The organism is Comamonas sp. wu1-DMT, from assembly GCF_040187805.1.
Lineage (GTDB): Bacteria > Pseudomonadota > Gammaproteobacteria > Burkholderiales > Burkholderiaceae_C > Comamonas > Comamonas thiooxydans.
The window spans coordinates 1-26,131 of the sequence record NZ_JBANEM010000028.1 but is presented as its reverse complement, the minus strand read 5'-3'; the positions used below and the strand labels follow the sequence as shown (position 1 = coordinate 26,131).

The following is a 26,131-nucleotide window of genomic DNA, read 5'->3' as shown; positions in this document are numbered from 1 at the left end:
TGGTTCAGGCCAGCAGCCCGCAATGTCCGGCAATCAGGCGGCTGGCGATCCGGGCCAGATCGGGAGGCAGGCTTTGCTCGCAGGTAGTGCGTATATCGCCGAGGGAGGGACGGATCTGCAGCTCCTGCGCATAGCTCAGCAGCTTTTCCGTGGCTTGCAGGCGGTGCACGCCTATGCCCGGGGCTGCCGCCGCAATGCGGTCCAGGCTCAGGCGCTTTTGTGCATCACTCCAGCGCAAGGCCATGCGCAGGCGCGCAGGGGAGAATGCCGCGCGATAGCCGACCTTCTCGAACACCAGTGGCCGGGGCTCCGTCACATCGCTGCGCGGCAGCAGGAACGACAGCATCAGAGGCCGGTCCATGAGCTTGAGCGTCTGCGCGAGCGACTGCAGATTGCCGTCCGTCAACTCGACCTGCGCATCCATGGCCAGCAATACCGGGCAGCAGTCGCCTTCGCCCCAGCCTACATTGCCGCCCAGGGTTCCCAGGCGGCGTATTCCCATGGCCCCTAGCTGATCCAGGGCCTGGACGAGCACGGGGGCGTGCTGCTGCACCCAGGGGTGACAGCGGACGGCCTCCAGCCGCATGCCTGCACCGATGTGCAGGTATTGCGGGCCGAGGCTGATCTGCTGCATCTCGGGCCAGTGCATCACATTGATGAAATGCGTGGTCGACGGCGCCAGGCGAGGCTCTGCCCATGACTGCTGCAGCAGCGTGCCCCCGGCGATGAAGCAGGCGGCATCGCCGAGCTTGCGGGCCAGGGCCTGCGCGGCCTGGGGTGACGAGGGGTGGGTGAGCAGCATGGCAGCCTCCTGCGGGCGTGGTCCTCAGCGCTGCGCCCAGAAGGCTTGCTGCTGGGCGGCGATCTCGGCCTCCATCTCGGGTACGGGGCCGATCAGCTCCACGGCCTTCTGGCAATGGTCGAAGACATAGCGCGACGAGACACTCATGGTCGGGTTCTCGCCATGGCTGCCAGTGCATTCCAGCAACCGGTGCTCGGTCATGCCGAACACGATGCGACCGATATTGGCCCAGTAGGTCGTACCGGCGCACATGCAGCAGGGCTCCACATTGGTGTAGAGCGTGCAGCTCCATAGAAACTCGGCCGTGTAATTGGTGGCCGCCATGCGCGCCAGGGTCGATTCCGCGTGGTTGACGGTGTCGATATTGCACTGCTCCATGAGCACGGTCTCCTGGTCGGGACCCACCAGTACGGCGCCGAAGGGGTGGTGGCCCATTTGTGTGGCGCGCTGGGCCACGGCCTGCGCGCGACGCAGATTGCGCTGGATTTGTTCGGCAGAGGGCGTCAGGCCCTGAGGGGGGAAGTTCTTGTCTGTCATGATGGCGGTACTTGTGTTGATCAGGCTGGAGTGCTCTGGCTCCAGGGAAAGAGGCGCTTGTGCAACTGCTGCACGCCACCATAGAGCAGCAGGCTGCACAGCACCAGCAGTGCCAGTGCGGCAAAGGCCACGGGAACCTTGAAGGAGGAGGTGGCAAACAGGATCAGATAGCCCAGGCCTTTTTCCGCAGCCACGAACTCGGCGACCACGGCGCCCACAATGGCCAGCGTGATGGAGACCTTGAGGGCCGAAAACACATAGGGCACTGCAAACGGCATGCGAATCTGCCAATACTGGCGGCTGGTGGTGGCGCGCAGCGAGCGCGACAGCTCCACCAGCTCTGCCGGCACCGAAGCCAGGCCCAGGGCCGTGGAAACCACCAGCGGGAAAAAGGCAATCAGCGTGGTGATGACCACGCGAGGCAGCAGGCCTGCACCCAGAGTGACGACGATGATGGGGGCGACGGCCACGATGGGGGTGGACTGGATCACCACCAGCCAGGGCATGATGATTTTCGAGAGCAGCTGCGATCGCGTGATGGCAATGGCCAGCGGAATGGCCAGTGCGATCGCCAGCGCATAGCCTATGAGCGCGACCTGCAAGGTGGCCGTGACATGCTCCAGCCAGCGCTGCAGCCCCATCTCGGCAGCAGAGCGCCAGATCTGGCTGGGAGCGGGAAAAATGTACTCGGGTATATGCGCCAGCCGGCAGGCGCACTCCCAGAACAGCAGGACGGCGAGGAAAACCAGCAGCGACGCATGGCGTTGTATGAGGGCAGACATAGGGGGCCTCTTGGGGCTGCGGGAGGATCTTCAGGCGTGTGCGGGGTGTTTGCTGAAGACCTGGAGACGAATCTCGTTGGCCATTTCGGTGAACACGGGATCGGCCAGGGTGGCCATGCTGCGCGGGCGTGCCAGCGGCACATCGATGATGTCGGCCACACGGCCCGGGCGGGCGCTCATGACCACGATGCGGTCGGACAGCAGCAAGGCCTCCTGGATGGAGTGGGTCACAAAGACCACGGTCTTGGGGCGCTCGTTCCAGATACGCAGCAGCTCCAGGCTCATTTCGTCGCGTGTGAGTGCGTCCAGCGCCGAAAAGGGCTCGTCCATCAGCAAGATGTCCGGGTCATGCAGCAAGGAGCGTGCAATCGCGACGCGCTGCTGCATGCCGCCCGAGAGTTCGTGGGGGCGCTTGTGGCCGAAGTCCCTGAGACCGATCATCTCCAGCAGTTGCTGGGCGCGGGCCTCCTCCTTCATTTCCACATGGCCGTATTTGTGGCGCATGGGGAAGGTGATGTTGTCCAGCACCGAGAGCCAGGGCAGCAGCGTCGGCTTCTGGAAAACCATGCCGATCTCGTCGCGTGGTTCGGTTACGGGCAGATTGAAGATGCGTAGCTCGCCGCTGCTGGGGCGGATCAGACCCGCAATCAGGCGCAATATGGTGGACTTGCCGCAGCCCGATGGGCCGATCAGCGAGACGAATTCGTGGCGGCGCAGATGCAGGTCCACGCCTTGCAGGGCCGTGACAGGGCTGCCATCGCTGGAGACAAAGGTCTGGGTGACCGCGTTCAGATCGATTACGTATTGCATGGCAGGCGATCAAGGAAAGAATAAGGGCGGGAGCGCGAGGGCGGCGCTGCGCCGCCCTCGCATGGCATTTACTGGCTCAGAAAGCGGCGATCCACCAGCGTTTCCGGGTCGACCTTCTTGAGGTCGTAACTCATGGACTGGGCCACCCAGCCCCAGGTGGCAGCCAGCAGCCGGGGCTCAAATTTGCCAAGGCCGTCGCGCTGGCTGATCTCGTTCCTGAGCAGCGGGATGGAGGCTTCAAATTCGGCCTTGACCACGGCTGTGTCGGCTTCGGGCACCTGGGCCTTCAGCGACTCGGCCGCCTTTTGCGGGTTCTGGATGGAGAACTCCAGCGACTTGCCCAGTGCCCGCACATAGCGCTTGAGTACCTCGGGGCGTTCCTTGATGGTCTTGTCGCTGGCCATGACGGACCAGCCATAGCCGTCCAGACCGAACTGCGTCCAGGGCAGGACCGACAGTTCCCTGCTGGCCTGCTTGAGCACGGCGCCGAAGGCCGGAGCCACGGTCACCCAGTTGATGGTCGCGTCCACGCGGCCCTGAGCCAGCATGGGAGCCAGCGTGGCCGGGTCCGACTTGATGACCTTGATCTTGCTGGCGTCCACGCCGTTCTTCTGCAGCACGATGGGCCACAGCGCATTCGACGAGGAGAAGGTGGGCATGGCCACCGTCTTGCCTTCCATGTCCTTCAGGTTCCTGATCTTGCTGTCGGCTCGCGTGAACAGCGCATCGGGCTGTTTGGAATACAGCGACATCACGGCCTTGACGGGAATCCTGCCTTCGGCAGCGGCCATCATCAGCGCCGAGATACCGCCAAAACCCACATCGGCAGAGCCCGAGGCCACCTTGGTGACGGCATCGGCCGAACCTCGGCCCGGAACAATCTTCACGTCCAGGCCTTCGTCCTTGAAAAAGCCCTGCTGCACGCCGGCATAGACAAAGGACTTGTCGCCCCCGGGCAGCCAGTCGAGTTGTACCGTGAGCTTGTCGGCCGCCTGGGCCGCTGCGCCACAGGCGACGAGCATGGCGGCAAGGATGGGGCGTTTGAAGAAAGTAGTGGGGCGCGTCATGAATAACTCCTGAAGAATGCGAATCCGGGGCAATTGGTTGCTATACATTGATGAGCGGCATGCGCAGTCTCATGAAAGGTTTTGAGTGGATTTCATTGAGAACCGGCAGCAAGGCGTCGCTCAGGGCCTGAGGGCAGGCCAGTTGGGGCACATGGCCGCAATCGAGGCTGATGCGTCTGGCGCCAGGCGTGAGCTGCTGCATGCGCTGCTGCAGCGGCAGCGTCACGGAGCGGTCCTGACGACATTCCACATAGATACGTGGCACCCGGCCAAAACGCTCGGCGCTGAGCCGGTTCACCATGGCCCGGCCCGTTTCGGGCTGGACGCAGAGACGGCTGGCCGCCTTGAGTGCTGCGGTCGGAGGGCAGTCATGCAGGAACAAAGCCATGGCGGCTTCCAACGGAACGCTGCTGGCATTGCGCTGCTCGTTCCAGGCCAGATGCGGGCCTATGCCCTGGTAGTCGAAGCCCGGATCGGCGGCGCTGCATTGCGCGATCACATCGCCATAGCTCATGCCGCTGGGCAGCATCATTCCGGCCAGATAGACCAGGGCGCTGACCCGCTCGGGGGCAGCCTGGGCGACCTGAGACGCCGTCATGCCGCCACCGCTGTGACCGACGACCACGGCAGGGCCGTCCAGCGACTCCAGCACGCGCAGCACATGGGCGGTGTAGCCGTCGAGATTGGCGCAGCTGTCGTCTTCGGCGGCGGCATCGTTGCCCGGCAGATTGACGGCAAGCACCTTCCAGCCTCGGGCCTGCAGCAGCGGCGTCCAGGCCGCAAAAGCCCAGCTGCCTTGCCAGGCCCCGTGGATCAGCACCATATTGCGTGAGCTTGTCATCGTGGTCTCCGTCAACCGTAGGTGCGGCGATAGCATTCGATCTGGTGCTGCTCCACCGTGACAGCCGGGTATCTGGGCAGCTCGCCCTCGTCCAGGCAGGTGGGAATGCATTCCACCTTGTGCAGCGGGTTGCCCGTGAAGAAAAAGGGCACGGAATAGCGTTCGCGACCCGAGACATTGATGACCCGGTGCAAGGTGGAGACATAGCGGTCGTTGGTCCAGCGCGCGAACAGGTCGCCGATGTTGACGACGAAGGCGCCGGGCACGGGGGGCGCGTCGATCCAGCTGTCGAGATTCTTGTCCCAGACCTGCAGGCCGCCGGCCTCGTCCTGCAGCAGCAAGGTCACGCCGCCGAAGTCCGTGTGCTCGCCGCAGCCTTTCTCGCCGGGTGCGGGGTTGGCAGGCTGGGGCGGGTAATGCAGCAGGCGCAGGGTCGCGGCGGCCTCCTTGAGATAGCCGTCGAAGTGGCTGACCGGAACACCCAGAGACAAGGCCAGGCCGCGCACAATGGTCGCGCCCAGGTCGTAGGCGGCCTGGTAGTAGTTCTGCATCACGGCGCGGAAGTCGGGCAGGGTTTCGGGCCATTGGTTGGGGCCGGTATTGAAGCGGCCGGCCAGCACGCGCGCATCGTTGGCCGCGACCTCGGCGCCGGCGTAAAAGCTTTCCTTTAGATCGGGTGGTGCGCCGCTCTCCAGCGTCTGGGCGCGCAGCGGCTCATAGCCGCGATTGCAGCGGGAGAGCTTTTTGTCCACGGCCAGCTTTTCGGTCATGGGCAGGTCAAAGAAGCGCTGGCTGGCGGCAAACAGGCTGCTGATCAGCGCCGGGTCTATGCCATGGCCGGTGATATAGAAGAAGCCGTGCTGTTCGCAAGCCTGGCGCAGCTGCTCGGCCACCAGATGCTGATCCACAGGGTCATGGCTGTGCAGGCCGCTGATGTCGATGAGGGGGAGGGCAGAGATGCTCACAAATGGCGTCCAGAAACTGAAGAACTGGAGTCAGTTTAGAAAGCGCAGCCCGTGCTGGATAGCGCAGCTTTTGCTGCGGGGTGATCTAAAAATGTGAGCGCCAGTCGCTGATGGGTAAAGGGCTGCACGGCATTGGTGCATTCGCAAAAAGCGATGCGCACAATGCCGGTGCAGGCACAGGCCGGGGGGCGGGTTCAGCTTCTGGCGCAAGCCGCTGCAGCGGCGGTCTGCGTGCGGGCCACCCATTCACGCAGGGCGACGCTTTCCTCGTCCTCGCGGCTTTCTATGGCATCGGCCGCGATGCGGTTGAAGGCGTCGAGTGCCGATGGCAGCGTGCGTCCTGCACGCACATAGACGCCGAGTTCGGAGTACAGCGTGGTGGGCGTATCCAGCGGCACATGGACCAGCCTGCCTTCGCGCAGCTCGCGCTCCAGTCCCAGGCGGCTCTGGAAGAAAATGCCCACGCCGCGTTCGGCAAGACTCTTGGCCAGCTCAATGGACGAGGTTTCCAGCAACACCTGCAATGCACGCTTGTGGTGCGCCAGCAAGGGCTGCAGCAAGTCGTGCATGGAGAGTTCGGGCGTTGGCAGAATCAGCGGAAAGGCCGCGCATTGCGCAAAGTCCACGCGCTCCAGCTGGGCAATCGGGTGCTTGGGCGGCACGATGGCACCCAGCGCAAAGCGGCCCATGGTGCATTGGCGCAGATTGTCGTGGCGCTTGACCGAAAAGCCTATGCCCACGTCCGCATCGCCCTGAATCACGGCCTGTGCCGCCTGCTGGGAGCCGCAGGTGCGCACATGAATCTGAATCGTGGGGTAGCGCCTGTGCATCTGCGTGAGCACGGCCGGCATCAGGTCGGCGTTCAGGCCTTCCACGGCAGCCACGCTGACCGAGCCGCGACGCACGCCGCGCAGCAGCTCCAGCTCGGTGCTGAGGCGGTGCTCGTCCTGCAGCACCGTGATCACATGGCGCGAAAAAACTTCGCCGGCGGCCGTGAGCCGCAGGCCCGAGCTCAGGCGCTCGAACAGCGGGCTACCGATTTCGTCCTCGAGCTGCAGCAGCTGGCGGTTGACTGCTGATGAAGCCACATGCAGATGGCGTGCGGCTTCGCGTATGGAGCCGCAACGGCGGATCATGTCGAAATAGCGAATGGAGCGGGCGTGAATATGCATGCTGCCGGAGGCAGCATATGCCGTGCCAGTTCGCTGGATGGCCGCCTACTGCGGCGCGCCGGCCGCCTTGGCGTGCTGGGCGCGGGCCTTGAGATCGACATCGTCCTCGCGCCCGGTGGGCCAGCCTTGCATATGCTGCTGGGCAATATCGCTGAGGGCGGTGATCCAGGGCGCACTGTCGTTGAGGCAGTCTATGTACTCGAACTGCTGGCCGCCCGCATGCAAAAAGGCCTCACGCGCTTCCTGCTTGATTTCCTCCAGCGTCTCCAGGCAGTCGCTGGTAAAGCCGGGGCAGACCACGTCGACGCGCCGAGTGCCAGCCTGGGCCATGGCAATCAGCGAAGGCTCGGTATAGGGTTCCAGCCATTTGGCCTTGCCAAAACGCGATTGGAAGGTCACCAGATACTGCTCGTTGCCGAGCTTTAGTCGCTCGGCCAGCAGGCGTGCCGTCTTGTGCGATTCGCAGTGATAGGGGTCGCCCAGATGCAGGGTGCGCTCAGGCACACCATGAAAGCTCATGACCAGCTTCTCCCCGCGACCATGGCCGCGCCAATGGGCTTCTATGCGCTGTGCCAACGCTTCGATATAGCCGGCATCGTCGTGGTAGCGGTTGACGAAACGCAGCTCGGGAATATGGCGCTGGGTCCTGGCCCAGTCGTAGACGGCGTCGAACACGCTGGCCGTGGTCGTGCCCGAATACTGGGGGTACAGCGGCAGGATCAGGATGCGCGTTGCGCCGTCTTTCTTGAGCGCATCCAACTGGGCCGCAATGGACGGCGTGCCGTAGCGCATGGCTGGCAGCACCAGCACATTGTGGCCCCGCTCGCCCAGCCAGCCGCGCAGCAAAGTGGCCTGGCGTGTGGTCCAGTGCAGCAGCGGGGAGCCGTCTTTTTCATGCCAGACGGTGGCGTACTTGGCGGCCGACTTGGCCGGACGGGTGCGCAGGATGATGCCGTGCAGAATCGGCCACCAGGCGAGCTTGGGAATCTCGACCACACGATCGTCACCGAGAAACTCCGCCAGATACGGGCGCACTGCGGCGGCCGTGGGCGCGGCCGGCGTGCCCAGATTGCACAGCAGGATGCCGGTGCGTGCGGATTGATCGTGACGGAAGCGGGGTTCGGGCGCAAAGCGTGATGGCATGGCGCAATTGTGTCAGCTAATCGGATAGGCGCAGCCGCTCTGCGGCATTAGCCGGGGCGCTATTCTTCGGGACATGCAACCCCAAGACACCACCGCCTCAGCCATTGAAACCCTTCAGCGCCTGCGCCACAGCGGCCAGATTCGTGCCATCAGCCTGGATCTGGACGACACGCTCTGGCCCATCTGGCCCACGATTGCCAAGGCAGAGGCTGTTTTGCTGCAGTGGCTCGCGCAGCATGCTCCCGCTACGGCCGAGCACTTGGGCGATACAGACAAGGTGCGCGCCCTGCGCCATGAAATCGTGGCCTTGCGCCCGGATCTGAAAGCCGACCTCAGCGGCCTGCGCCGCGAGTCCATCCGGCTGGCGCTGAGCCGCGCTGGTGACGATCCTGCCCTGGCCGAACCGGCCTTTGACGCGTTCTTTGCCGCTCGCCAGCGGGTAGAGCTGTTTGACGACGCCTTGCCGGCGCTGCAGTTTCTCTCGCAGCGCTGGCCGGTGGTGGCCCTGTCCAATGGCAATGCGAATGTGCATGTGGTGGGGATAGGCGAGCACTTCCATGCCTCGCTGTCTGCCAGCGGAGCCGGCATGGCCAAGCCCGAGACGCGGTTTTTCCAGGCCGCGGCCGATGCGGCTGGCGTGCCCCCCGAGCATGTGCTGCACATCGGCGATGATGCGGAGCTGGATGCCCGGGGCGCGATGGATGCGGGTATGCACGCAGTCTGGCTCAACCGCGGGCAGGTAGCATGGCCTTGCGTGGGAGCTGAACCCCACGTCACAGTCGCCAGCCTTTGGCAGTTGTGTCAGGGGCTGGCAGATCGTTGACCGGGACGAGCGGGAGCAGTGCGGGTCAGCGAACAAGGACCGCCTATGCCTACCTGCCTGTCTGCCTGTCTTCACACGCCTTCACTGGCACCTGTGCGAACCATTGCCTGGAGCCGGCCTCTGGTGTGGTTGTCCAGAGCCTTGCAGGACATTTCTAGCGCTCCGTTAATCAGTCTGGCGCATGGTCTTGCCTTGATCCTGATCGGTGCAGCAATCCTGACCCTGGGGCACAATCGCTTCTGGTTGATGGCAGGGGCCTTGTCGGGCTTTCTGGTGGTGGGGCCTCTGGTGGCCACCAGCCTCTATGCCGTCAGCCGGGCCATGGAGCGCGGTGAGGTGGCAGACTGGGGTCTGATCCGCCGCACCTGGACGCAGTGGCAGAGCTGCCATGCCACGGGCCGGGGAGGGTACTGGTGCATGGTTCGGTTCGGCGCCTTGCTGGCGCTGGCCGCCACGGGCTGGGTGCTGATTTCGGCATCGCTGATCACTGTGATGTCGCCCGTGCGCGTGCAGACCCTGCAGGATTTCATTGCGCATGTGGTGCTGGCCAGGGATGGTCAGCTATTTGTGCAATGGATGGCTTTGGGCAGCTTTCTGGCTGCTCCGATTTTTGCGTCCAGCGTGGTGGCCATGCCGCTGATGCTGGACAGGCGAGTGACCGTGCGCCAGGCCGTGTTGACCAGTTGGTCCGTGGTGCTGGCCAACCCTGGCCCTATGGCCTTGTGGGCGGCGCTGATTGTGATGTTGACTTTGCTGGGCCTTGGCAGCTATCTGCTGGGGCTGGTGGTTGTGATGCCCCTGCTGGGCCATGCCAGCTGGCACGCCTATCGAGACCTGGTGGATGCCTCTGCATTCCCGGCCAGGGATGACGCGATAGTGCCTGCCGTCTGAGCGCTGCGCGACCAGGGCCTGGCAAAGGCTGTAAGGACCTGGTTGTCGTGATATTCGGATATACGGAAGAACAGCTTGCCCACTTTTTCCTGACCTGGGGCGTGGGCGCCTTCATCTTGTTCATGGTGTTCATCATCCTGCAGCTGGCGCGTCAATCCAAGGCAGGCAAGTTCGGCACCTTTGTGATCTTTCTGGGCCTGGGTGTGGGCTTTGTAGGCTATCTCGCCAAGATCATCATCCAGTGGTGGATAGAGAGCCGCTGAGCCGATACATGGGGCGGCGCTGACCGGCTCACTACTCGAGCAAGGTCCGCCCCGCAGCGAGAACCTAGCCCCCTTCCGTAAAGAAGGGGGAAGAAGCGGTGTCTCAGTGGATTAACCCGGTTTCACCTGTGCGCGCTTGAGCACTTTTTGCCAGCGGTTCTGCTCGGTGGCGATGAACTGGGCAAACTGCTCCGGCGTGCTGCCAATGGGCTCGGCCGCGTCGCCCTGCAAGCGCTTGAGTGCATCGGGCGCCTTGACGGCCTTGGCGCACTCTGCTGCCAGCTTGTCTACATGGGCGCGAGGCAGGCTGGAAGGGGCCAGCATGCCGTACCACTGGGTCATCTCGAAGCCCGAAAAGCCCTGTTCGGCCACCGTGGGCACGTCGGGCAATTGCGGCAGGCGCCTGGTCGAGCCGGTGGCGATGCAGCGCACCTTGCCGGCCTTGATGAAGGGCAGCAGCGCGGCGGCACCGACCGAGGCAGCATCAAGGCGGCCCGAGAGCAGGTCGGTCATCATGGGGCCGGTGCCGCGGTAGGGCACGTGGAGCATGAAGATGTCGGCCGTCATTTTCAGGTATTCGAATGCCAGATGCCCCGCGCTGCCGTTGCCGGCCGAGCCATAGCTGAGCTTGCCGGGGTTCTTCTTGGCATAGGCCACCAGATCGGCAATGTTCTTGACGGGCAGATCGGGGTGCACCACATAGAGGCTGGGCACCTTGGCCAGCAGGCTCACGGGCACAAAGTCCTTTTTAGGGTCCCAGGGCAGCTTGTCGAAAATATAAGGGTTGACGGCCAGGGTACCGATATGGCCGAGGATGACCGTGCTCTGGTCATCGGCGCGAGCCACTTCCTGCATGGCGATATTGCCCGCAGCGCCGGGCTTGTTGTCCACGAATACGTTCTGGCCTATGGTCTTGGACAGCTCTGCGGCGGTGGAGCGGGCCACGATTTCAGAGCTGCCGCCAGGCGCAAAAGGCACGACAAAGCGAATCGGGCGGCTGGGCCAGCCGTCATCGGCAGCGCGGGCCATGCCGGGCAGCAGGCTGCTGCAGGCCAGGGCTCCGGCGCCGGTCAGCAGATGGCGGCGCGAGATGCTCAGAACTTCGCGAGTGGACTTGTCGAACGTGGATGCCATGTTGTCTCCGTTGCTTTTTGGCTTTTGGCGGCTGAGAGATTGCCTCTTCGGCCATGGTTGCAACTGTGGCTGTCAAATCGCTGTCAAACCTGGTGCAGCAGGACTATCCAGGCATCAGGATTGTGCTGATAGGGTTTGCTCTAGAGCTGCTCAGCCCTGGTCCATCCGGACCAGTTCGTCGGCTGCCGTTATCCCGCAACGCACCGCGCCTTCCAGCGTCGCCGGGTAGGGCCCATTCAGATAGTCGCCGCAAGCCCAGAGGCCATGGCCCAGCTCCAAGCCAGGGCGCTTCACGCCGGGTCGGCAGGCAAATGTGGCGCGCTTTTCAACCACGGTCAGCACAGCTTGAATGTCCTGCCAGCCCAGTTGCTGACGGGCTTGTTCCAGCATCTGCTGCTCCAGGGCTTGGCGGTCCGTGCGGCAGTCGCTGACGACAAAGGCCATCAGGCCTTGCTGGGTGTCATCTGATGGCTGCAGGTGCCCGCGGTCAAACACAAACTGGGCTGGAGCCTGCTTGCCGGGTTGCAGTGCCTGCCAGGGCAGTCCGGCGGTAAGGCGATGGCTGGTGCGCGCATAGACCGTGGCAATGGCCGTGTGCTCCAGCGCCTGCGCGGTCTGTGCCCAGTGCTGGTAAGCCACCGCGTCGCGGGCGGGCAGGCGCTGGTCTTCGGCCGCCAGCAGGGCCAGGCGGACGGCTTCCTGAGGTGGGCAGGCCAGCAGCACGGCATCAAAGCGCGATTGCTCCAGCTCCGCGGCAATGGCTGGATTGGAGCTGCGCAGCAGCCATTGCCGGCCCTGGGGGCTCAGCTCCTGAATGCGGTTGGCCGTATGCACCGCATGGCCGCGGCCTTGCAGCCATTGCGCAGCCGGGATGGGAAAGAGATCGCCAAGGCCGCAGCGTGGCACCAGAAAGTGCGAGCCGCCCGTGCCCGCGAACAGTGCGTCATGCAGCACACGCAAGAAGATGCTGCCGCTGGCCTCTGCGGCTGGCAGATTGAGGGCCGACACGCACAGAGGTTCGATGAATTCATTGAACAGGCGCTTTGGCAGGCCGCTGCAGATATCGGCAACGGTTGCAGCATCTGCGCAGCGAAAGCCCTGAATTCGCCAGCGCAGGGCACGGCCCAGCAGGGCGGCACGTTCGCGCAGTGACCAGCCGCTGGCTGTGGCAATGCCGATCAAGGCGTCCAGCGGCGCCGGCAGGTTGGGGAAGGACAGGCCGCTGCCATCGGCATAGCGCATGGCCAGTGGCCTGCGCAGCAGGGCATGCTCTGGCGCCGCGCCCACGACACGCATGAGCCGCAGGCATTCGGCATAGGCGCCGATCAGAATGTGCTGGCCGTTGTCGGCGATGGTGCCGCCCGGCAGTTCCAGATTGCGGGCCCGGCCACCCAGCTGGCGGCCGGCTTCGAAAACCGTGGGCCGATGACCGCTGAGCGAGAGCTGTACTGCGGCAGCCATGCCGGCCCAGCCGCCACCGATGATGGCAACTTGCATGGCGCGCTTACATGCGGCCCAGTGCCTGCATCTTCCAGACCAGCCAGAACTTGCGCAGCGGCGTGAGGCTGATGCGCTGGTGCAGCACCTGGAAGTTCTCGGACTCGATTTCGCGCAGCAGGGTGCGATAGATGCTCGCCATCATCAGGCCGGGCTTTTGTGCGTGGCGGTCGGCGTCGGGCAGCAGGCCCAGCGCCTTGTCATACAGGCTGTGGGCACGCTCGGCCTGAAAGCGCATCAGCGCCGTGAAGCGATCCGAATACTCGCGCTTGTTGATCTCGTGGGCCTTGACGTCGAACTGCTGGAGCTCGCTGATGGGCAGGTAGATACGGCCGCGCATCGCATCTTCGCCCACGTCGCGGATGATATTGGTCAGCTGCAGGGCCTGACCCAGCGTGTGGGCGTATTCGGTGGTGCGCTTATCGGTCTGGCCGAAGATGCGGGCGGCGACTTCGCCGACCACGCCGGCGACCAGATGGCAGTAGCGCTGCAGACCGGCTAAGTCCAGATAGCGGGTCTGATCCAGATCCATCTGGCAGCCTTCGATGACGGCCTGCAGATGGCGCTCTTCGATGCCATAGGTCTTGGCGTGGGGCATCAGTGCCTGCATCACGGGATGAGCGGACTGGCTGGTGAATGCCCTGTGCACCTCGGCCTTCCACCAGGCCAGCTTGGTGGCTGCCACGCCGGGGTCCGTGACCTCGTCGACCACGTCATCCACTTCGCGGCAGAAGGCATAGAAAGCCGTGATGGCGGCGCGGCGCTCCTTGGGCAAGAAGAGAAAGGCGTAATAGAAGCTGCTGCCCGAAGAGGCGGCTTTGTCTTGGACGTACTGATCCGGATTCATAGGGGGAGCATTGTCCCATGACGCGGGTCGTTGGCCGACACAACAGTGAAATGCGCGGCATGCGCCTGGTTGGAAGTCAAATTCAATAGCGCCTTGCACAGGTCTATAAGGGGTTTGGAGCTATCTTTTCGATCACATTCGCACGGCTTGCCAGAGCATGGCGACCATATCGAGCTTGCTCAGCTTGATGCGCTGATAGAGGTTGCGCCCCTGCATGGCGTCCAGCCTGTCCAGAATGCGCAGACCGCCTTGCACGACCAGGCGCAGTTCCCAGCCCGTGCGGCCGGGTAGCTGATGCACCAGAGGCGCCCCATGGATCATGAGGCTGCGGGCCTGGCGGTTGAGCTCGCCGAGCAGAGAGCGCAGCTCGGGTGTCAATGCCGCTGCTTCGGGCTTGATGGCGCTGCGCACAAGGCCGTGGCGGGCCAGATCGGCATCCGGCAGGTAATGGCGCTGGCGCGGCAAGTCCTGGCTCAGATCCTGCCAGAAGTTGATGAGCTGCAGGGCGGTGCAGATGGCGTCGCTCTGAATCAGTGCCTTGGCGTTGACCACGCCATACAGATGCAGCAGCAGGCGGCCGACCGGGTTGGCCGAGCAGCGGCAGTAATCCAGCAGTTGGGCCATATCGGTGTAGCGGGTCTGGGCGGCCGTCATGCGCACGTCCTGCTCGAAGGCACTGAGCAGGTCGGCCAGCAATGGCTTGGGCATACGATGGGCCTGAACCTGAACTGCCAGCGGGCCAAAGATATGCGGCCATGCTGTACGCATCAGCATGGCGGCTTCGCCGGCGCTGCCCAGCTGCTGCAGATCGTCGGCATATTGCTGCAACTGAGCCAGGCGCTTCTCTGCGCAGTGATCGCCTTCGTCGGCCAGGTCGTCGGCGGTGCGCGCAAAGTGATAGATGGCGGCGATGGGCGCACGCAGTCGTGGCGGGCACAGCCAGGATGCGACAGGGAAATTTTCGTAGTGGGTGATGCTGGCCGGCGCGTTGGCGGCGGGGCTCGCTGGGGGCATATGGTTCACGCCCGTATTGTGGACCGGGTGGACTTGCCGGCTTGCGGCAGCCCATAAAAAGACGGCGCAAAAGCGCACGTGCGTGCACAATCAGCGCTGACTTTGGTGCAGCGGCCAGCCCGGCGACTGCGCTTTTCCTATTTTTACAAGCCCAGAACACCATGGCTGTTTCGTCTTCTCGTCGTTTTGCAATGTTGTCTTTGCCGCGCCGGCCTGCCGTGCCCTTGGCTGCGCTGTCCATAGTGGCGGCTGCTGTCATGTTGTCGGCCTGTTCCAAGAAAGAGGCTGCGCCCGAGCCGGTGCGTGCCGTCAAGCTGGTGACCGTGGGTGAGGGGGCGATCGAATCTGCCCAGGAATACTCGGGTGATGTGCGGGCCCGTGTGGAGTCTCGCCTCGGCTTTCGCGTGGCGGGCAAGATCACCAGGCGCGAGGTGGAACTGGGCCAGCATGTGAAGGTCGGACAGGTGCTGGCGCGCCTGGATGCGCGTGACTATCAGCTCAGTGCCGATGCCGCGCGTGCCCAGCTTGCATCGGCCACCACGCAGCGCGATCTGGCAGAGGCCAATGCCAGGCGTTTTCGTACCCTGCGTGCACAGAACTTCATCAGCGCCGCGGAGATGGAACGCTATGAGGCCAATCTGAAGGCGGCCCAGGCCTCGCTCGATCAGGCGCGAGCCCAGCTCTCAAGCCAGTCCAATCAGGAAAACTATACCCAGTTGCTGGCCGATGCCGATGGCGTGGTCACCGCCGTGGAGGCTGAGCCCGGTCAGGTGGTTGCGGCCGGCACGCCTGTGGTGCGGATTGCCCAGGATGGTGCACGCGATGCGGTGTTCAGCGTGCCCGAGGACCGGCGCAGTGCCATCAAGCCGGGCCAGGGCGTGAAGGTGCGTCCCTGGTCGGATGAGTCGCGCATGATCAACGCACAGGTGCGTGAGGTGGCGGCCAGTGCCGACCCAGCCACACGCACCTATGTGGTCAAGGCTGCGCTGCAAGGTACGGACCTGCCTGCATTGGGCGCGACCGTGCATGTCATGCCCGAGGGCATGGGTGTGAGCCGCGAAGCCATGGGCCGCCAGGTCATCAAGTTGCCAACCACGGCCTTGCGCCAGGAGGGCGGTAATGGTCAGGGTACGGCCGTCTGGCTCTATGACGCGGCCAGCAGCTCGGTGAAGCTGCAGCCGGTGCAGATTGCCAGCGCCGACGGTAATGAGGCGGTGATTGCCTCGGGTCTGCAACCTGGTATGCAGGTGGTGGCCACGGGCGCCCATGTGCTGACCCCCGGGCAGAAGGTGACGGTATATCGCGATAAGTATGCAAAGCCGCTGCAGGGCTCTGCATCAAATCAGCCGAAAACGCAGGCAGGTAAAGCGCAGGATGCTCATGAATCAGGTGTGGGTCAGCCTGCGGTGGCTGCGGAGGCGGGCAAATGAGCGGCGCTGGACACAAGAAGACCAGTGGCGCGCATTTCAATTTGTCTCGCTGGGCGCTCGATCATGTGGCGCTGACACGCTATTTCATAGTCGTGCTGATGCTGCTGGGCTTTACGGCCTTCTTCCAGCTGGGCCAGGACGAGGATCCTCCGTTCACCTTCCGCGCCATGGTCATTCGCACTTACTGGCCCGGCGCGACTGCCGAGCAGGTGGCTCAGCAGGTGACGGACAAGATCGAGCGAACGCTGCAGGAGGTGCCTTATGCCGACAAGATCAGCAGCTATTCCAAGCCCGGCGAGTCGCAGGTCATCTTCCAGGTCAAGGACTACTCTCCCCCCAAGGAAGTGCCGCAGCTCTGGTATACGGTGCGCAAGAAAGTGGGGGACATGCGTTACACCCTGCCGCAGGGCGTGCAGGGGCCGTTCTTCAACGACGATTTCGGCGATGTCTATGGCGTGATCTATGCGCTGCAGGCCAAGGGCTTCAGCTATGCCGAGCTCAAGACCCTGGCCGACGATGTGCGTCAGCAACTGCTGCAGGTGCCCGATGTGGCCAAGGTTGAGCAGTTCGGCGTGCAGGACGAAAAGGTCTATGTGGAGCTGTCGCACCGCGCCACACAGATGGGGCTGAACCTCAAGCAGGTACTCGATCAGCTCAACCAGCAAAATGCCGTGGCATCGGCCGGTACCTTGCAGACGCCTGCCGAAACCATTGTGTTGCGTGTGCAAGGCCAGTTCAACGATCTGGAGCAACTGCGTGCCATGCCCATCGTCGGCCAGGGCGGGGCGCAGTTCAGGTTGGGCGATATCGCTGAAGTGCACCGTGGCTATGCCGACCCGGCCAATGTCATGGTGCGCTTTCAGGGCGAGCCCACGGTGGCCCTGGGGGTGTCCATGGTCAAGGGCGGTGACATCATTGCCTTGGGCAAGGCGCTGACGCAGGCCACAGAGCGCATCGCCAAAAGCCTGCCCGTGGGCGTGACGCTGAGCAATATGCAGAACCAGCCCAAGGCGGTGGCGGATTCGGTCAGCGAGTTTCTCCAGGTGCTGATCGAAGCCGTGGTCGTGGTGCTGGCCGTGAGCTTTCTGAGCCTGGGCCTGCACAAGCGCCCGGGGCAGCATCCGCTGTGGAAGCGTTGGTATATCGATCCGCGCCCCGGACTGGTGGTGGGCATCACCATTCCCCTGGTGCTGGCCGCGACCTTCCTGGCCATGTGGTACTGGAATATCGGTCTGCACAAGGTGTCGCTGGGCTCGCTCATCATTGCGCTGGGCCTGCTGGTGGACGACGCCATCATTGCCGTGGAGATGATGGTGCGCAAGATGGAGGAAGGCTACGACAAGTACCGTGCCGCCACCTTTGCCTATGAAATCACCTCCAAGCCCATGCTGACCGGCACGCTGATCACGGCAGCGGGCTTCTTGCCCATCGGCATGGCCAAGTCCATGACGGGTGAATACACCTTCGCCATCTTCGCGGTGACGGTGATTGCGCTGGTGCTCAGCTGGTTCGCCTCGGTGTACTTCGTGCCCTATCTGGGCCTGCTGCTGCTCAAGAAGCCGCCGCATGCCGCCAAGCTGCCGCCCGAGGTGGCATCCGGTGAGGTCTCGGCCGAAGAAGCAGGCATCAACACCAATGCAGGTGAACATGAGCTGTTCGATACGCCGTTCTACAACCGTTTTCGCCGCATGGTGAACTGGTGTGTGCAGCACCGCTGGCTGACGATTGGCGCGACGGTGCTGGTGTTCGTGCTGGGTCTGGCGGGCATGGGCAAGGTGCAGCAGCAGTTTTTCCCCGATTCCAGCAGGCCCGAAGTGCTGGTCGATATATGGTTCCCCGAGGGCACTTCCCTGCAGGCCAACAAGGAGGTGACGCTGCGCGTGGAAAAGCGCTTTTTGCAGCTCGACGGTGTGGAGTCCGTCAGCGAATGGATAGGCTCCGGAGCACCGCGCTTTTATCTGCCGCTGGACCAGGTGTTTCCGCAGAACAACGTCTCCCAGTTCATTCTGGTGGCCAAAGATCTGAAGGCGCGCGAGGAAATCCGCAAACAGCTGCCGGCGCTGATGGCTGAGGAATTCCCTGAGGTGCGCGCGCGCTCCAAGCTGCTGCCCAACGGGCCTCCTGTGCAATATCCGGTGCAGTTCCGTGTCATGGGCTCGGACCCTGCCAAGCTGCGTACCTACGCCGATGAAGTCAAGGCGCTCATGCAGGCCAATGCCGATATGCGTGGCGTGAACGACAACTGGAACGAGTCCGTCAAGGTCATCCGCCTGCAGGTCGATCAGGACAAGGCGCGTGCCCTGGGTGTGACCAGCCAGTCGATCGCCGAAGCCACGGGCATGAACTTCAGCGGCACCACCGTGGGGCAGTTCCGTGAAGGCGACAAGCTGATCGATATCGTGATGCGCCCGCCCAAACAGGACCGCGATGCGATTACCGATATCGCGGGTGTCTATGTCACCACGGCAAACGGGCAGTCCATTCCGCTCACGCAGATTGCCAAGCCCGTCATGGTCTGGGAGCCGGGTGTGATGTGGCGCGAAAAGCGAAACTTCGCGATTACCGTTCAAGGCGATGTGCGCGAAGGCCTGCAAGGTGCAACGCTGACCAACGAGCTGTTGCCGCAGTTGCGCAAGATGGAGGCTGGCTGGCATGCTGCAGGCGACACCGGCTATCGCATCGAGGTGGCTGGTGCCGTGGAGGAAAGCTCCAAGGGTTCTGGTGCCATCGTGGCCGGAGTCCCGGTGCTGCTGTTCCTGACCTTCACGCTGCTCATGTTGCAGCTGCGCAGCGTCAGCCGTTCGCTGCTGGTGTTTATCACCGGTCCGCTAGGCATTCCTGGTGTGGCTGCGGCCTTGCTGCTGCTGAATCGCCCCTTTGGCTTTGTGGCACTGCTGGGCGTTGTGGCTTTGATGGGCATGATTCAGCGCAATTCGGTCATCCTGATCGATCAGATCGAGAGCGGACGTGCCCAGGGTGTGCCGGCCTGGGACGCGATTGTGGAGGCTGCCGTGCATCGGCTGCGTCCCATCGTGCTGACCGCAGCAGCTGCCGTGCTGGCCATGATTCCGCTGTCGCGCAGCGTGTTCTGGGGGCCCATGGCTGTGGCCATCATGGGCGGTCTGATTGTGGCGACCGTGCTGACCTTGCTGGCCTTGCCCGCCATGTATGCGGCGGCTTTTCGCATCAGAAAGGACACAGCCTGAGCCTGTTTTGCGCGAAAGAGCGCCGGTTTTGCGGCTAGAATCTGCGTCTTGACCTCAGTAAGCGTAAATTTGCGCATTGCTGACCGCGCGGGTGGCGAAATTGGTAGACGCACCAGGTTTAGGTCCTGACGGTGGCAACACCGTGCCGGTTCGAGTCCGGCTCCGCGCACCAGACATTGGCAGTCCCTGCTGCCTCAAGCCCGTAACCCCAAGCCGTTACGGGCTTTTTCTTTTCCTGCCCCTGCTTTGCAGGTGCAGCGTCAGCTTTTAAGGCAAACCCCTGTAGGGCGATGGCGGAGCCTGCGCGGCGCCTCGTTATAATGGTCGGCTTCGCCTGTTCCTGATTTGAACAAATGCCTGGCGTCAGACGCTGGGGCAAATGACCGGGGCAGGCTCTGGAAATTTGTGGTGCCGCATGTCGTTGGGTATGCGCGCACTGTGACTTTGCGCAATACGGTGCGGGTTGCTTGGCAATCTGCACGGTCCTCATCCCTCTTAGGAAAAATCATGGCCGTTAACGTTGAAACTCTTGAAAAGCTCGAGCGCAAGATCACGCTGAGCGTGCCCCTGTCTGCGATCCAGTCTGAAGTTGATGCTCGCCTGAAGAAGGTGGCACGCACCGTGAAGATGGACGGCTTCCGTCCTGGCAAGGTGCCCATGAGCGTTGTGGCTCAGCGTTATGGCTACTCCGTGCAATACGAAGTGCTGAACGACAAGGTGGGCGAGGCTTTTGCCGCTGCCGTGAACGAAGCCGATCTGCGTGTTGCCGGTCAGCCCAAGATCACCGAGAAGGAAGGCGCTCCCGAAGGCGAAGCACAATTCGATGCCGTGTTCGAAGTCATGCCCGAAGTCAAGATCGGTGATCTGACTGCAGCCGAAGTGGAAAAGCTGTCCACCAGCGTGGACGACGCAGCCATCGACAAGACCGTGGACATTCTGCGCAAGCAGCGTCGCACCTTCACCGAGCGCGCTGCCGGTGAAGCAGCCGTGGACGGCGACCGCGTGACTGTGGACTTCGAAGGCAAGATTGACGGCGAGACTTTCTCCGGCGGCAAGGCTGAAGACTTCCAGTTCCTGGTCGGCGAAGGCCAGATGCTCAAGGAATTCGAAGACGCAACCCGCGGCATGAAGGCTGGCGAGTCCAAGACTTTCCCCCTGGCCTTCCCTGCTGACTACCACGGCGCCGATGTGGCTGGCAAGACCGCAGACTTCCTGGTGACCGTCAAGAAGGTGGAAGCTCCCAACCTGCCCGAAGTGAACGAAGAGTTCGTCAAGACTCTGGGTGTGGACGGCGGCTCTGTTGAAGCCCTGCGCGACGACATCAAGAAGAACCTGGAGCGCGAAGTGAAGTTCCGCGTTCAAGGCCGCAACAAGCAAGCCGTGATGGACGCCCTGGTGTCCGTGGCCGAGCTGGATCTGCCCAAGGCTTCCGTGCAAGCTGAAGTGGGCCGCCTGCTGGAAGGCGCACGCGCCGAACTGGAACAGCGCGGCATCAAGGACGCAGCCAAGGCTGAAATCCCTGAAGACATCTTCCTGCCCCAAGCCGAGCGTCGTGTGCGTCTGGGCCTGGTGGTGGCCGAGCTGGTCAAGACCAACAACCTGCAAGCCACTGCCGAACAGATCAAGGCTCATGTGGAAGAGCTGGCATCCAGCTACGAGAAGCCCGAAGACGTGGTGCGCTGGTACTTCGGCGACCGCAATCGTCTGGCTGAAGTGGAAGCCGTTGTGATCGAAAACAACGTGACCGAGTTCGTTCTGGGCAAGGCCAAGGTGACTGACAAGGCCGTTTCCTTCGACGAGCTGATGGGTCAAGCCTAAGGGCTGGATCTTTTATCGGTGCTTGCCCTAGGCGAGTTCCGATAAGTTAAATTGCGGGGCTTGTGCTTTTGCGCGCAAGCCCCATTTTCTTTTCAGAATGCGGCTACAGTAGGCGCATAGCACTGGAGAAAACATGAGCGCATTGGATACATTGGGTTTGGGCATGGTGCCCATGGTCATTGAACAGTCGGGTCGCGGTGAGCGCTCCTATGACATTTATTCGCGTCTGCTCAAGGAGCGCGTGATTTTCCTGGTGGGCGAGGTTAACGATCAGACCGCCAACCTGGTGGTAGCCCAGTTGTTGTTCCTGGAAAGCGAAAATCCTGACAAGGACATTTCCTTCTATATCAACTCCCCTGGCGGCAGCGTGACGGCAGGCATGGCGATTTTTGACACCATGAACTTCATCAAGCCTGATGTCTCGACGCTGTGCACCGGCATGGCGGCGAGCATGGGCGCTTTCCTGCTGTCGGCCGGAGCCAAGGGCAAGCGCTATGCACTGCCCAATGCCCAGGTCATGATTCACCAGCCTCTGGGCGGTGCACGTGGTCAGGCGACCGAAATCGAAATTCATGCCCGCGAAATCATCAAGACCCGCGAGCGCCTGAACAAAATACTCGCCGAGCGTACCGGTCAGCCCCTGGAAAAGATTCAGAACGACACCGAGCGCGACTATTTCCTTTCCGCCGATGAGGCTAAGGAATACGGCCTGGTCGACCAGGTAATCAGCAAGCGTTCCTGAAATGCATAGCACCGAGTCTCATGTCTGATTGGGATTGCGGGTGCTGGCAATGAAAAACCTGGGAGCTGCTGACTGGCTCCCGGGGCTTGCTCGGCGGCGTTTGTCCCTGATGGCCTACGCCGCCTTGTCTTTGGTTATCATTAATTTTCGTTTTTTCGTAACGAGGCACAGCCCCCATGGCCGATAAAAAAGGCTCTTCCACCGAAAAGAATTTGTATTGCACCTTCTGCGGCAAAAGCCAGCACGAGGTCAAGAAGCTGATCGCCGGCCCGTCCGTGTTCATCTGCGACGAGTGCATCGACTTGTGCAATGAGATCATTCGCGACGAACAGCCTGCCGCCGATGCCAAGGAAGGTCGCGGCGATCTGCCTACGCCCGCCGAAATCAAGGCTAATCTCGACAACTATGTGATCGGTCAGGAGCAGGCCAAGCGCACGCTGGCCGTGGCGGTCTACAACCACTACAAGCGCCTGAACCACAAGGACAAGGCCGGCAAGGACGATGTGGAGCTCAGCAAGAGCAATATCTTGCTGATCGGTCCCACGGGTTCGGGCAAGACCTTGCTGGCCCAGACGCTGGCGCGTCAGCTCAATGTGCCATTCGTGATGGCCGATGCCACCACGCTGACCGAGGCTGGCTATGTGGGCGAGGACGTCGAGAACATCATTCAGAAGCTGCTGCAAAGCTGCGAGTACGACGTCGAGCGTGCTCAGCGTGGCATTGTCTACATCGATGAAATCGACAAGATCTCCCGGAAGTCGGACAACCCCAGCATCACGCGCGACGTATCGGGCGAGGGCGTGCAGCAGGCGCTGCTCAAGCTGATCGAAGGCACGATGGCCAGCATTCCTCCCCAGGGTGGACGCAAGCATCCGAACCAGGACTTTCTGCAGATCGACACCACCAATATCCTGTTCATCTGCAGCGGCGCGTTCGCGGGACTGGAGAAAGTCATCGAGAACCGCACCGAGGCTTCGGGCATAGGCTTTGGCGCTACCGTCAAGAGCAAGAAGCAGCGCTCCATCTCGGAGATGTTCCTCGAGATCGAGCCTGAGGATCTGATCAAGTTCGGCATCATCCCCGAGCTGGTGGGGCGTATGCCCGTGGTGACGGCGCTGGCCGAACTCAGCGAAGATGCACTGGTACAGATCCTGACCGAGCCCAAGAATGCGCTGGTCAAGCAGTACAGCAAGCTGCTGGCCATGGAGGGTGTGGAGTTGGAGATCCGCCCCGCGGCCCTGAAGGCGATCGCCCGCAAGGCCCTGGCTCGCAAGACCGGTGCCCGTGGCCTGCGCTCCATTGTCGAGCAGGCGCTGATCAGCACCATGTTCGAGTTGCCGACCGCCGAGAATGTGGAAAAGGTAGTGGTGGAAGAAGCCACCATTGAAGACGGCAAGGAGCCGCTGCTGGTTTACCGCGAAGCGGCCAAAAAGGCCTGATACTGTGCTTGCGTGCAAGGCGGGCCCTCTAATGGGCTCGTTTTGTCGCCTGCGGCTGAAAGGCAATGCCCTGAGGCGGCAAAAACAATTTGCCCCCAGGGGTTGAAATACACCGGTAAGCGGACCATCTACCGCTGAGAAACCGAGGATACCTATGTCTGGACAAACCCCTTTGCCTTCTACCGAGCTGGACCTGCCACTGCTGCCGCTGCGCGATGTGGTGGTGTTTCCGCATATGGTGATTCCGCTGTTCGTGGGGCGTGCCAAGAGCATCAAGGCTCTGGAGCTGGCCATGGAAGGCGACCGCCGCATCATGCTGGTGGCGCAGAAGACGGCCTCCAAGGACGAGCCTGCAGCGGAAGACATGTTTGATGTGGGCTGTGTCTCCACCATCTTGCAGATGCTCAAGCTGCCCGACGGCACCGTGAAGGTGCTGGTGGAAGGCCAGCAGCGCGCGCTGGTCAAGCAGGTTGCCGACGAAGAGTCTCACTTCACGGCATCTGTGACGCCCGTGGAGCCCGAAGGCGATGCCCATGAGCAAAGCGAAATCGAAGCGTTGCGCCGTGCCGTGACCCAGCAGTTTGACCAGTACGTCAAACTCAACAAGAAAATTCCTCAGGAAATCCTGACTTCGATCGCCAGCATCGACGATGCCGGTCGTCTGACGGACACCATTGCGGCGCACCTGCCTCTCAAGCTCGAGAGCAAGCAGGCGGTGCTGGATCTGGTGGACATCAAGGAGCGTCTGGAAAACCTGTTCGAGCAACTCGAGCGCGAAGTTGACATCCTCAACGTCGACAAGCGCATCCGTGGCCGCGTCAAGCGCCAGATGGAGAAAAATCAGCGCGACTTCTATCTGAATGAGCAGGTCAAGGCCATCCAGAAGGAGCTGGGCGAGGGTGAGGATGGTGCCGACATCGAGGAGATCGAGAAAAAGATCAAGCTCGCCAAGATGCCTGCCGATGCTCGCAAAAAGGCTGAGGCCGAGCTCAAGAAGCTCAAGCTGATGTCGCCCATGTCGGCTGAAGCTTCGGTGGTGCGCAACTACATCGAAGTGTTGACTGGACTGCCCTGGAGCAAGAAGACCAAGATCAAGCACAATCTGGCGAATGCCGAGGAAGTGCTGAACGAAGATCACTTCGGCCTGGAAAAGGTCAAGGACCGCATTCTCGAGTATCTTGCCGTGCAGCAGCGTGTGGACAAGGTCAAGGCGCCCATTCTGTGTCTGGTGGGTCCTCCCGGCGTGGGCAAGACCTCGCTGGGGCAGTCCATTGCCAAGGCCACAGGTCGCAAGTACGTGCGCATGGCGCTGGGCGGCATGCGAGACGAGGCGGAAATTCGCGGTCACCGCCGTACCTATATTGGCGCCATGCCCGGCAAGGTGCTGCAGAGCCTGGAGAAGGTCGGTACGCGTAATCCTCTGTTCCTGCTGGACGAAATCGACAAGCTGGGCATGGACTTCCGTGGCGATCCTTCGAGCGCGCTGCTGGAAGTGCTGGACCCCGAGCAGAACAACAAGTTTGGTGACCACTACGTGGAGGTCGACTTCGACCTGTCCGACGTGATGTTTGTGGCGACCTCCAACTCCATGAACATTCCCTCGGCCTTGCTGGATCGCATGGAGGTGATTCGTCTGTCGGGCTATACCGAAGACGAAAAGACCAATATTGCCATCCGCTATCTGCTGCCCAAGCAGATCACCAACAACGGCGTGAAGGACGGCGAGCTGGAAGTGACCGAAGCCGCGATTCGTGACATCGTGCGCTACTACACCCGCGAAGCGGGCGTGCGTTCGCTTGAGCGCGAGCTGTCCAAGATTTGCCGCAAGGTGGTCAAGGGCTTGCAACTTGGCAAGCTTCAGCCCAAGGTGGAGGTGAATGCCGACAACCTCAATGAATATCTGGGCGTGCGCAAGTTCAGCTATGGCCGTGCCGAGCATGCCAATCAGGTGGGGCAGGTTGTGGGTCTGGCCTGGACTGAAGTCGGCGGCGATCTGCTGACCATCGAAGCCGCCACCATGCCAGGCAAGGGCGTCATTACGCGCACAGGTTCTCTGGGCGATGTGATGAAGGAGTCGGTCGAAGCTGCTCGCACCGTGGTGCGTAGTCGCGCTCGTTTGCTTGGTATCAAGGATGAAGCCTTCGAGAAAAAGGACATCCATGTGCACGTGCCTGACGGCGCTACACCCAAGGATGGCCCCAGCGCCGGTGCTGCGATGACGACAGCTTTTGTCTCGGCTCTCACTGGCATTCCCGTGCGAGCTGATGTGGCCATGACCGGTGAAATCACCTTGCGCGGTGAAGTCACGGCGATCGGCGGCCTCAAGGAAAAGCTGCTGGCTGCTCTGCGTGGTGGCATCAAGACCGTGCTCATTCCTGAAGAGAATGCCAAGGATTTGCAGGACATTCCCGATAATGTGAAGAGCGGTCTGGAAATCGTTCCTGTGAAATGGATCGATCAGGTTCTCAAGGTGGCGCTGGAGCGCGTGCCGGATCCCTTGACTGAGGAGGCTGTAGCTGCCGTGGCGTCCACCGATGCCAAGCCGGTAGAGGCGGCCATCAAGCATTGATGCTTGTTTTGTGAAAATTGTGGCGTTTTTTCTGGGAGGGCTCAGAACTGCGCTACAATTCATCCATCGCAGCAAACAACGTTGTACAATGTTGGGCTTCGGTAGATATGCGGGAATAGCTCAGTTGGTAGAGCGATACCTTGCCAAGGTATAGGTCGACGGTTCGAACCCGTTTTCCCGCTCCAGGTTTTCAGAACCTGTAGCAATACAGGTTCGCATCAAAAGGTGAAAGCTTTTTGAATGCGGGAATAGCTCAGTTGGTAGAGCGATACCTTGCCAAGGTATAGGTCGACGGTTCGAACCCGTTTTCCCGCTCCAGGTTTTCAGAACCTGTAGCAA

22 protein-coding genes and 3 tRNA genes are annotated in these 26,131 nt (G+C 62.1%); 12 read left to right on the top strand and 13 right to left on the bottom strand.

Annotation, left to right across the window (positions count from 1 at the left end; all coding sequences use genetic code 11):
• Window positions 1–4: 4 nt before the first annotated feature.
• The 9 genes from V8Z78_RS24810 to hemH form a co-directional block, all read right to left on the bottom strand.
• Window positions 5–802, bottom strand: a complete 798-nt coding sequence (locus V8Z78_RS24810) for an FAD binding domain-containing protein (RefSeq protein ID WP_349732339.1) — start codon at window positions 800–802, stop codon at window positions 5–7.
• Window positions 803–826: 24 nt separating this feature from the next.
• Entirely contained in the window at window positions 827–1,339 is a 513-nt protein-coding gene (locus V8Z78_RS24805) for a nucleoside deaminase (protein ID WP_349732338.1), read from the bottom strand.
• Window positions 1,340–1,359: 20 nt separating this feature from the next.
• Window positions 1,360–2,121: an ABC transporter permease gene (locus V8Z78_RS24800; protein ID WP_003068866.1), complete on the bottom strand. Its 762-nt coding sequence runs from the start codon at window positions 2,119–2,121 to the stop codon at window positions 1,360–1,362.
• Between the two features lie 30 nt (window positions 2,122–2,151).
• Complete coding sequence (locus V8Z78_RS24795; protein WP_046462595.1) at window positions 2,152–2,931, bottom strand: ABC transporter ATP-binding protein; 780 nt, start codon at window positions 2,929–2,931, stop codon at window positions 2,152–2,154.
• Window positions 2,932–2,999: 68 nt separating this feature from the next.
• Window positions 3,000–3,998: an ABC transporter substrate-binding protein gene (locus V8Z78_RS24790; protein ID WP_349732337.1), complete on the bottom strand. Its 999-nt coding sequence runs from the start codon at window positions 3,996–3,998 to the stop codon at window positions 3,000–3,002.
• Between the two features lie 40 nt (window positions 3,999–4,038).
• Window positions 4,039–4,839 carry an alpha/beta fold hydrolase gene (locus tag V8Z78_RS24785; protein ID WP_349732336.1) on the bottom strand — a complete coding sequence of 267 codons (801 nt, stop codon included), beginning with the start codon at window positions 4,837–4,839 and terminating at the stop codon, window positions 4,039–4,041.
• A gap of 11 nt (window positions 4,840–4,850) precedes the next feature.
• Window positions 4,851–5,804 carry an isopenicillin N synthase family dioxygenase gene (locus V8Z78_RS24780; RefSeq protein ID WP_349732335.1) on the bottom strand — a complete coding sequence of 318 codons (954 nt, stop codon included), beginning with the start codon at window positions 5,802–5,804 and terminating at the stop codon, window positions 4,851–4,853.
• 194 nt (window positions 5,805–5,998) lie between these two features.
• Complete coding sequence (locus V8Z78_RS24775; RefSeq protein WP_046462591.1) at window positions 5,999–6,976, bottom strand: LysR family transcriptional regulator; 978 nt, start codon at window positions 6,974–6,976, stop codon at window positions 5,999–6,001.
• A gap of 45 nt (window positions 6,977–7,021) precedes the next feature.
• The gene (hemH, locus tag V8Z78_RS24770; protein ID WP_003068882.1) at window positions 7,022–8,119 is read right to left on the bottom strand and encodes a ferrochelatase; all 1,098 of its coding nucleotides are present in this window, start codon (window positions 8,117–8,119) and stop codon (window positions 7,022–7,024) included.
• A 73-nt stretch (window positions 8,120–8,192) separates the two neighbouring features.
• Between hemH and V8Z78_RS24765 the strand changes: the two genes are divergently transcribed.
• From V8Z78_RS24765 to V8Z78_RS24755, 3 genes are read left to right on the top strand one after another with little or no spacing between them, the layout of a single operon-like run.
• On the top strand, window positions 8,193–8,942 hold the full coding sequence (locus V8Z78_RS24765) for an HAD family hydrolase (RefSeq protein ID WP_349732334.1): 750 nt from the start codon (window positions 8,193–8,195) through the stop codon (window positions 8,940–8,942).
• A gap of 45 nt (window positions 8,943–8,987) precedes the next feature.
• Entirely contained in the window at window positions 8,988–9,833 is an 846-nt protein-coding gene (locus V8Z78_RS24760; protein ID WP_349732333.1) for a DUF2189 domain-containing protein, read from the top strand.
• Window positions 9,834–9,880: 47 nt separating this feature from the next.
• Window positions 9,881–10,096, top strand: coding sequence for a DUF2788 domain-containing protein (locus V8Z78_RS24755; protein WP_003068886.1), 216 nt, complete (start codon window positions 9,881–9,883; stop codon window positions 10,094–10,096).
• A 111-nt stretch (window positions 10,097–10,207) separates the two neighbouring features.
• Here the strand turns inward: V8Z78_RS24755 and V8Z78_RS24750 are convergent, their stop codons facing one another.
• The 4 genes from V8Z78_RS24750 to hpnC form a co-directional block, all read right to left on the bottom strand.
• Window positions 10,208–11,230, bottom strand: a complete 1,023-nt coding sequence (locus V8Z78_RS24750; RefSeq protein ID WP_046462588.1) for a Bug family tripartite tricarboxylate transporter substrate binding protein — start codon at window positions 11,228–11,230, stop codon at window positions 10,208–10,210.
• Window positions 11,231–11,380: 150 nt separating this feature from the next.
• The gene (gene hpnE / locus V8Z78_RS24745) at window positions 11,381–12,727 is read right to left on the bottom strand and encodes a hydroxysqualene dehydroxylase HpnE (protein WP_349732332.1); all 1,347 of its coding nucleotides are present in this window, start codon (window positions 12,725–12,727) and stop codon (window positions 11,381–11,383) included.
• A gap of 7 nt (window positions 12,728–12,734) precedes the next feature.
• A complete protein-coding gene (gene hpnD / locus V8Z78_RS24740; protein ID WP_349732331.1) occupies window positions 12,735–13,574 on the bottom strand; it encodes a presqualene diphosphate synthase HpnD in 840 nt (279 codons plus the stop codon).
• Between the two features lie 132 nt (window positions 13,575–13,706).
• Window positions 13,707–14,588, bottom strand: coding sequence for a squalene synthase HpnC (hpnC, locus tag V8Z78_RS24735; protein ID WP_314353494.1), 882 nt, complete (start codon window positions 14,586–14,588; stop codon window positions 13,707–13,709).
• Between the two features lie 191 nt (window positions 14,589–14,779).
• On the opposite strand from hpnC, the gene V8Z78_RS24730 reads away from it, so the two are divergent.
• From V8Z78_RS24730 to V8Z78_RS24690, 9 genes are all read left to right on the top strand, one after another.
• Complete coding sequence (locus V8Z78_RS24730; protein WP_349732330.1) at window positions 14,780–16,018, top strand: efflux RND transporter periplasmic adaptor subunit; 1,239 nt, start codon at window positions 14,780–14,782, stop codon at window positions 16,016–16,018.
• The gene (locus tag V8Z78_RS24725) at window positions 16,015–19,224 is read left to right on the top strand and encodes an efflux RND transporter permease subunit (protein ID WP_280041331.1); all 3,210 of its coding nucleotides are present in this window, start codon (window positions 16,015–16,017) and stop codon (window positions 19,222–19,224) included. The genes V8Z78_RS24730 and V8Z78_RS24725 overlap by 4 nt, the downstream gene beginning before the upstream one ends.
• A gap of 85 nt (window positions 19,225–19,309) precedes the next feature.
• A tRNA-Leu gene (locus V8Z78_RS24720) sits at window positions 19,310–19,396 on the top strand.
• A gap of 335 nt (window positions 19,397–19,731) precedes the next feature.
• Window positions 19,732–21,042: a trigger factor gene (tig, locus tag V8Z78_RS24715; protein ID WP_003068908.1), complete on the top strand. Its 1,311-nt coding sequence runs from the start codon at window positions 19,732–19,734 to the stop codon at window positions 21,040–21,042.
• Between the two features lie 133 nt (window positions 21,043–21,175).
• Entirely contained in the window at window positions 21,176–21,784 is a 609-nt protein-coding gene (gene clpP / locus V8Z78_RS24710) for an ATP-dependent Clp endopeptidase proteolytic subunit ClpP (protein ID WP_003068910.1), read from the top strand.
• Window positions 21,785–21,960: 176 nt separating this feature from the next.
• On the top strand, window positions 21,961–23,223 hold the full coding sequence (clpX, locus tag V8Z78_RS24705) for an ATP-dependent Clp protease ATP-binding subunit ClpX (RefSeq protein ID WP_012837449.1): 1,263 nt from the start codon (window positions 21,961–21,963) through the stop codon (window positions 23,221–23,223).
• Between the two features lie 154 nt (window positions 23,224–23,377).
• Entirely contained in the window at window positions 23,378–25,792 is a 2,415-nt protein-coding gene (gene lon, locus V8Z78_RS24700) for an endopeptidase La (RefSeq protein WP_034360129.1), read from the top strand.
• 109 nt (window positions 25,793–25,901) lie between these two features.
• Window positions 25,902–25,977 (top strand) — tRNA-Gly (locus V8Z78_RS24695).
• Between the two features lie 57 nt (window positions 25,978–26,034).
• Window positions 26,035–26,110 (top strand) — tRNA-Gly (locus tag V8Z78_RS24690).
• The last annotated feature ends 21 nt before the right edge of the window (window positions 26,111–26,131 follow it).

Coding starts and splice junctions, on each gene's coding strand:
- V8Z78_RS24790 (WP_349732337.1), bottom strand. CDS start 3,998: ATGACGCGCCCCACTACTTTCTTCAAACGCCCCATCCTTGCCGCCATG.
- V8Z78_RS24795 (WP_046462595.1), bottom strand. CDS start 2,931: ATGCAATACGTAATCGATCTGAACGCGGTCACCCAGACCTTTGTCTCC.
- V8Z78_RS24760 (WP_349732333.1), top strand. CDS start 8,988: ATGCCTACCTGCCTGTCTGCCTGTCTTCACACGCCTTCACTGGCACCT.
- V8Z78_RS24810 (WP_349732339.1), bottom strand. CDS start 802: ATGCTGCTCACCCACCCCTCGTCACCCCAGGCCGCGCAGGCCCTGGCC.
- hpnC (WP_314353494.1), bottom strand. CDS start 14,588: ATGCCCCCAGCGAGCCCCGCCGCCAACGCGCCGGCCAGCATCACCCAC.
- hemH (WP_003068882.1), bottom strand. CDS start 8,119: ATGCCATCACGCTTTGCGCCCGAACCCCGCTTCCGTCACGATCAATCC.
- V8Z78_RS24785 (WP_349732336.1), bottom strand. CDS start 4,839: ATGACAAGCTCACGCAATATGGTGCTGATCCACGGGGCCTGGCAAGGC.
- tig (WP_003068908.1), top strand. CDS start 19,732: ATGGCCGTTAACGTTGAAACTCTTGAAAAGCTCGAGCGCAAGATCACG.
- clpP (WP_003068910.1), top strand. CDS start 21,176: ATGAGCGCATTGGATACATTGGGTTTGGGCATGGTGCCCATGGTCATT.
- V8Z78_RS24765 (WP_349732334.1), top strand. CDS start 8,193: ATGCAACCCCAAGACACCACCGCCTCAGCCATTGAAACCCTTCAGCGC.
- hpnD (WP_349732331.1), bottom strand. CDS start 13,574: ATGAATCCGGATCAGTACGTCCAAGACAAAGCCGCCTCTTCGGGCAGC.
- V8Z78_RS24805 (WP_349732338.1), bottom strand. CDS start 1,339: ATGACAGACAAGAACTTCCCCCCTCAGGGCCTGACGCCCTCTGCCGAA.
- clpX (WP_012837449.1), top strand. CDS start 21,961: ATGGCCGATAAAAAAGGCTCTTCCACCGAAAAGAATTTGTATTGCACC.
- lon (WP_034360129.1), top strand. CDS start 23,378: ATGTCTGGACAAACCCCTTTGCCTTCTACCGAGCTGGACCTGCCACTG.
- V8Z78_RS24730 (WP_349732330.1), top strand. CDS start 14,780: ATGTTGTCTTTGCCGCGCCGGCCTGCCGTGCCCTTGGCTGCGCTGTCC.
- V8Z78_RS24775 (WP_046462591.1), bottom strand. CDS start 6,976: ATGCATATTCACGCCCGCTCCATTCGCTATTTCGACATGATCCGCCGT.
- V8Z78_RS24750 (WP_046462588.1), bottom strand. CDS start 11,230: ATGGCATCCACGTTCGACAAGTCCACTCGCGAAGTTCTGAGCATCTCG.
- V8Z78_RS24800 (WP_003068866.1), bottom strand. CDS start 2,121: ATGTCTGCCCTCATACAACGCCATGCGTCGCTGCTGGTTTTCCTCGCC.
- hpnE (WP_349732332.1), bottom strand. CDS start 12,727: ATGCAAGTTGCCATCATCGGTGGCGGCTGGGCCGGCATGGCTGCCGCA.
- V8Z78_RS24725 (WP_280041331.1), top strand. CDS start 16,015: ATGAGCGGCGCTGGACACAAGAAGACCAGTGGCGCGCATTTCAATTTG.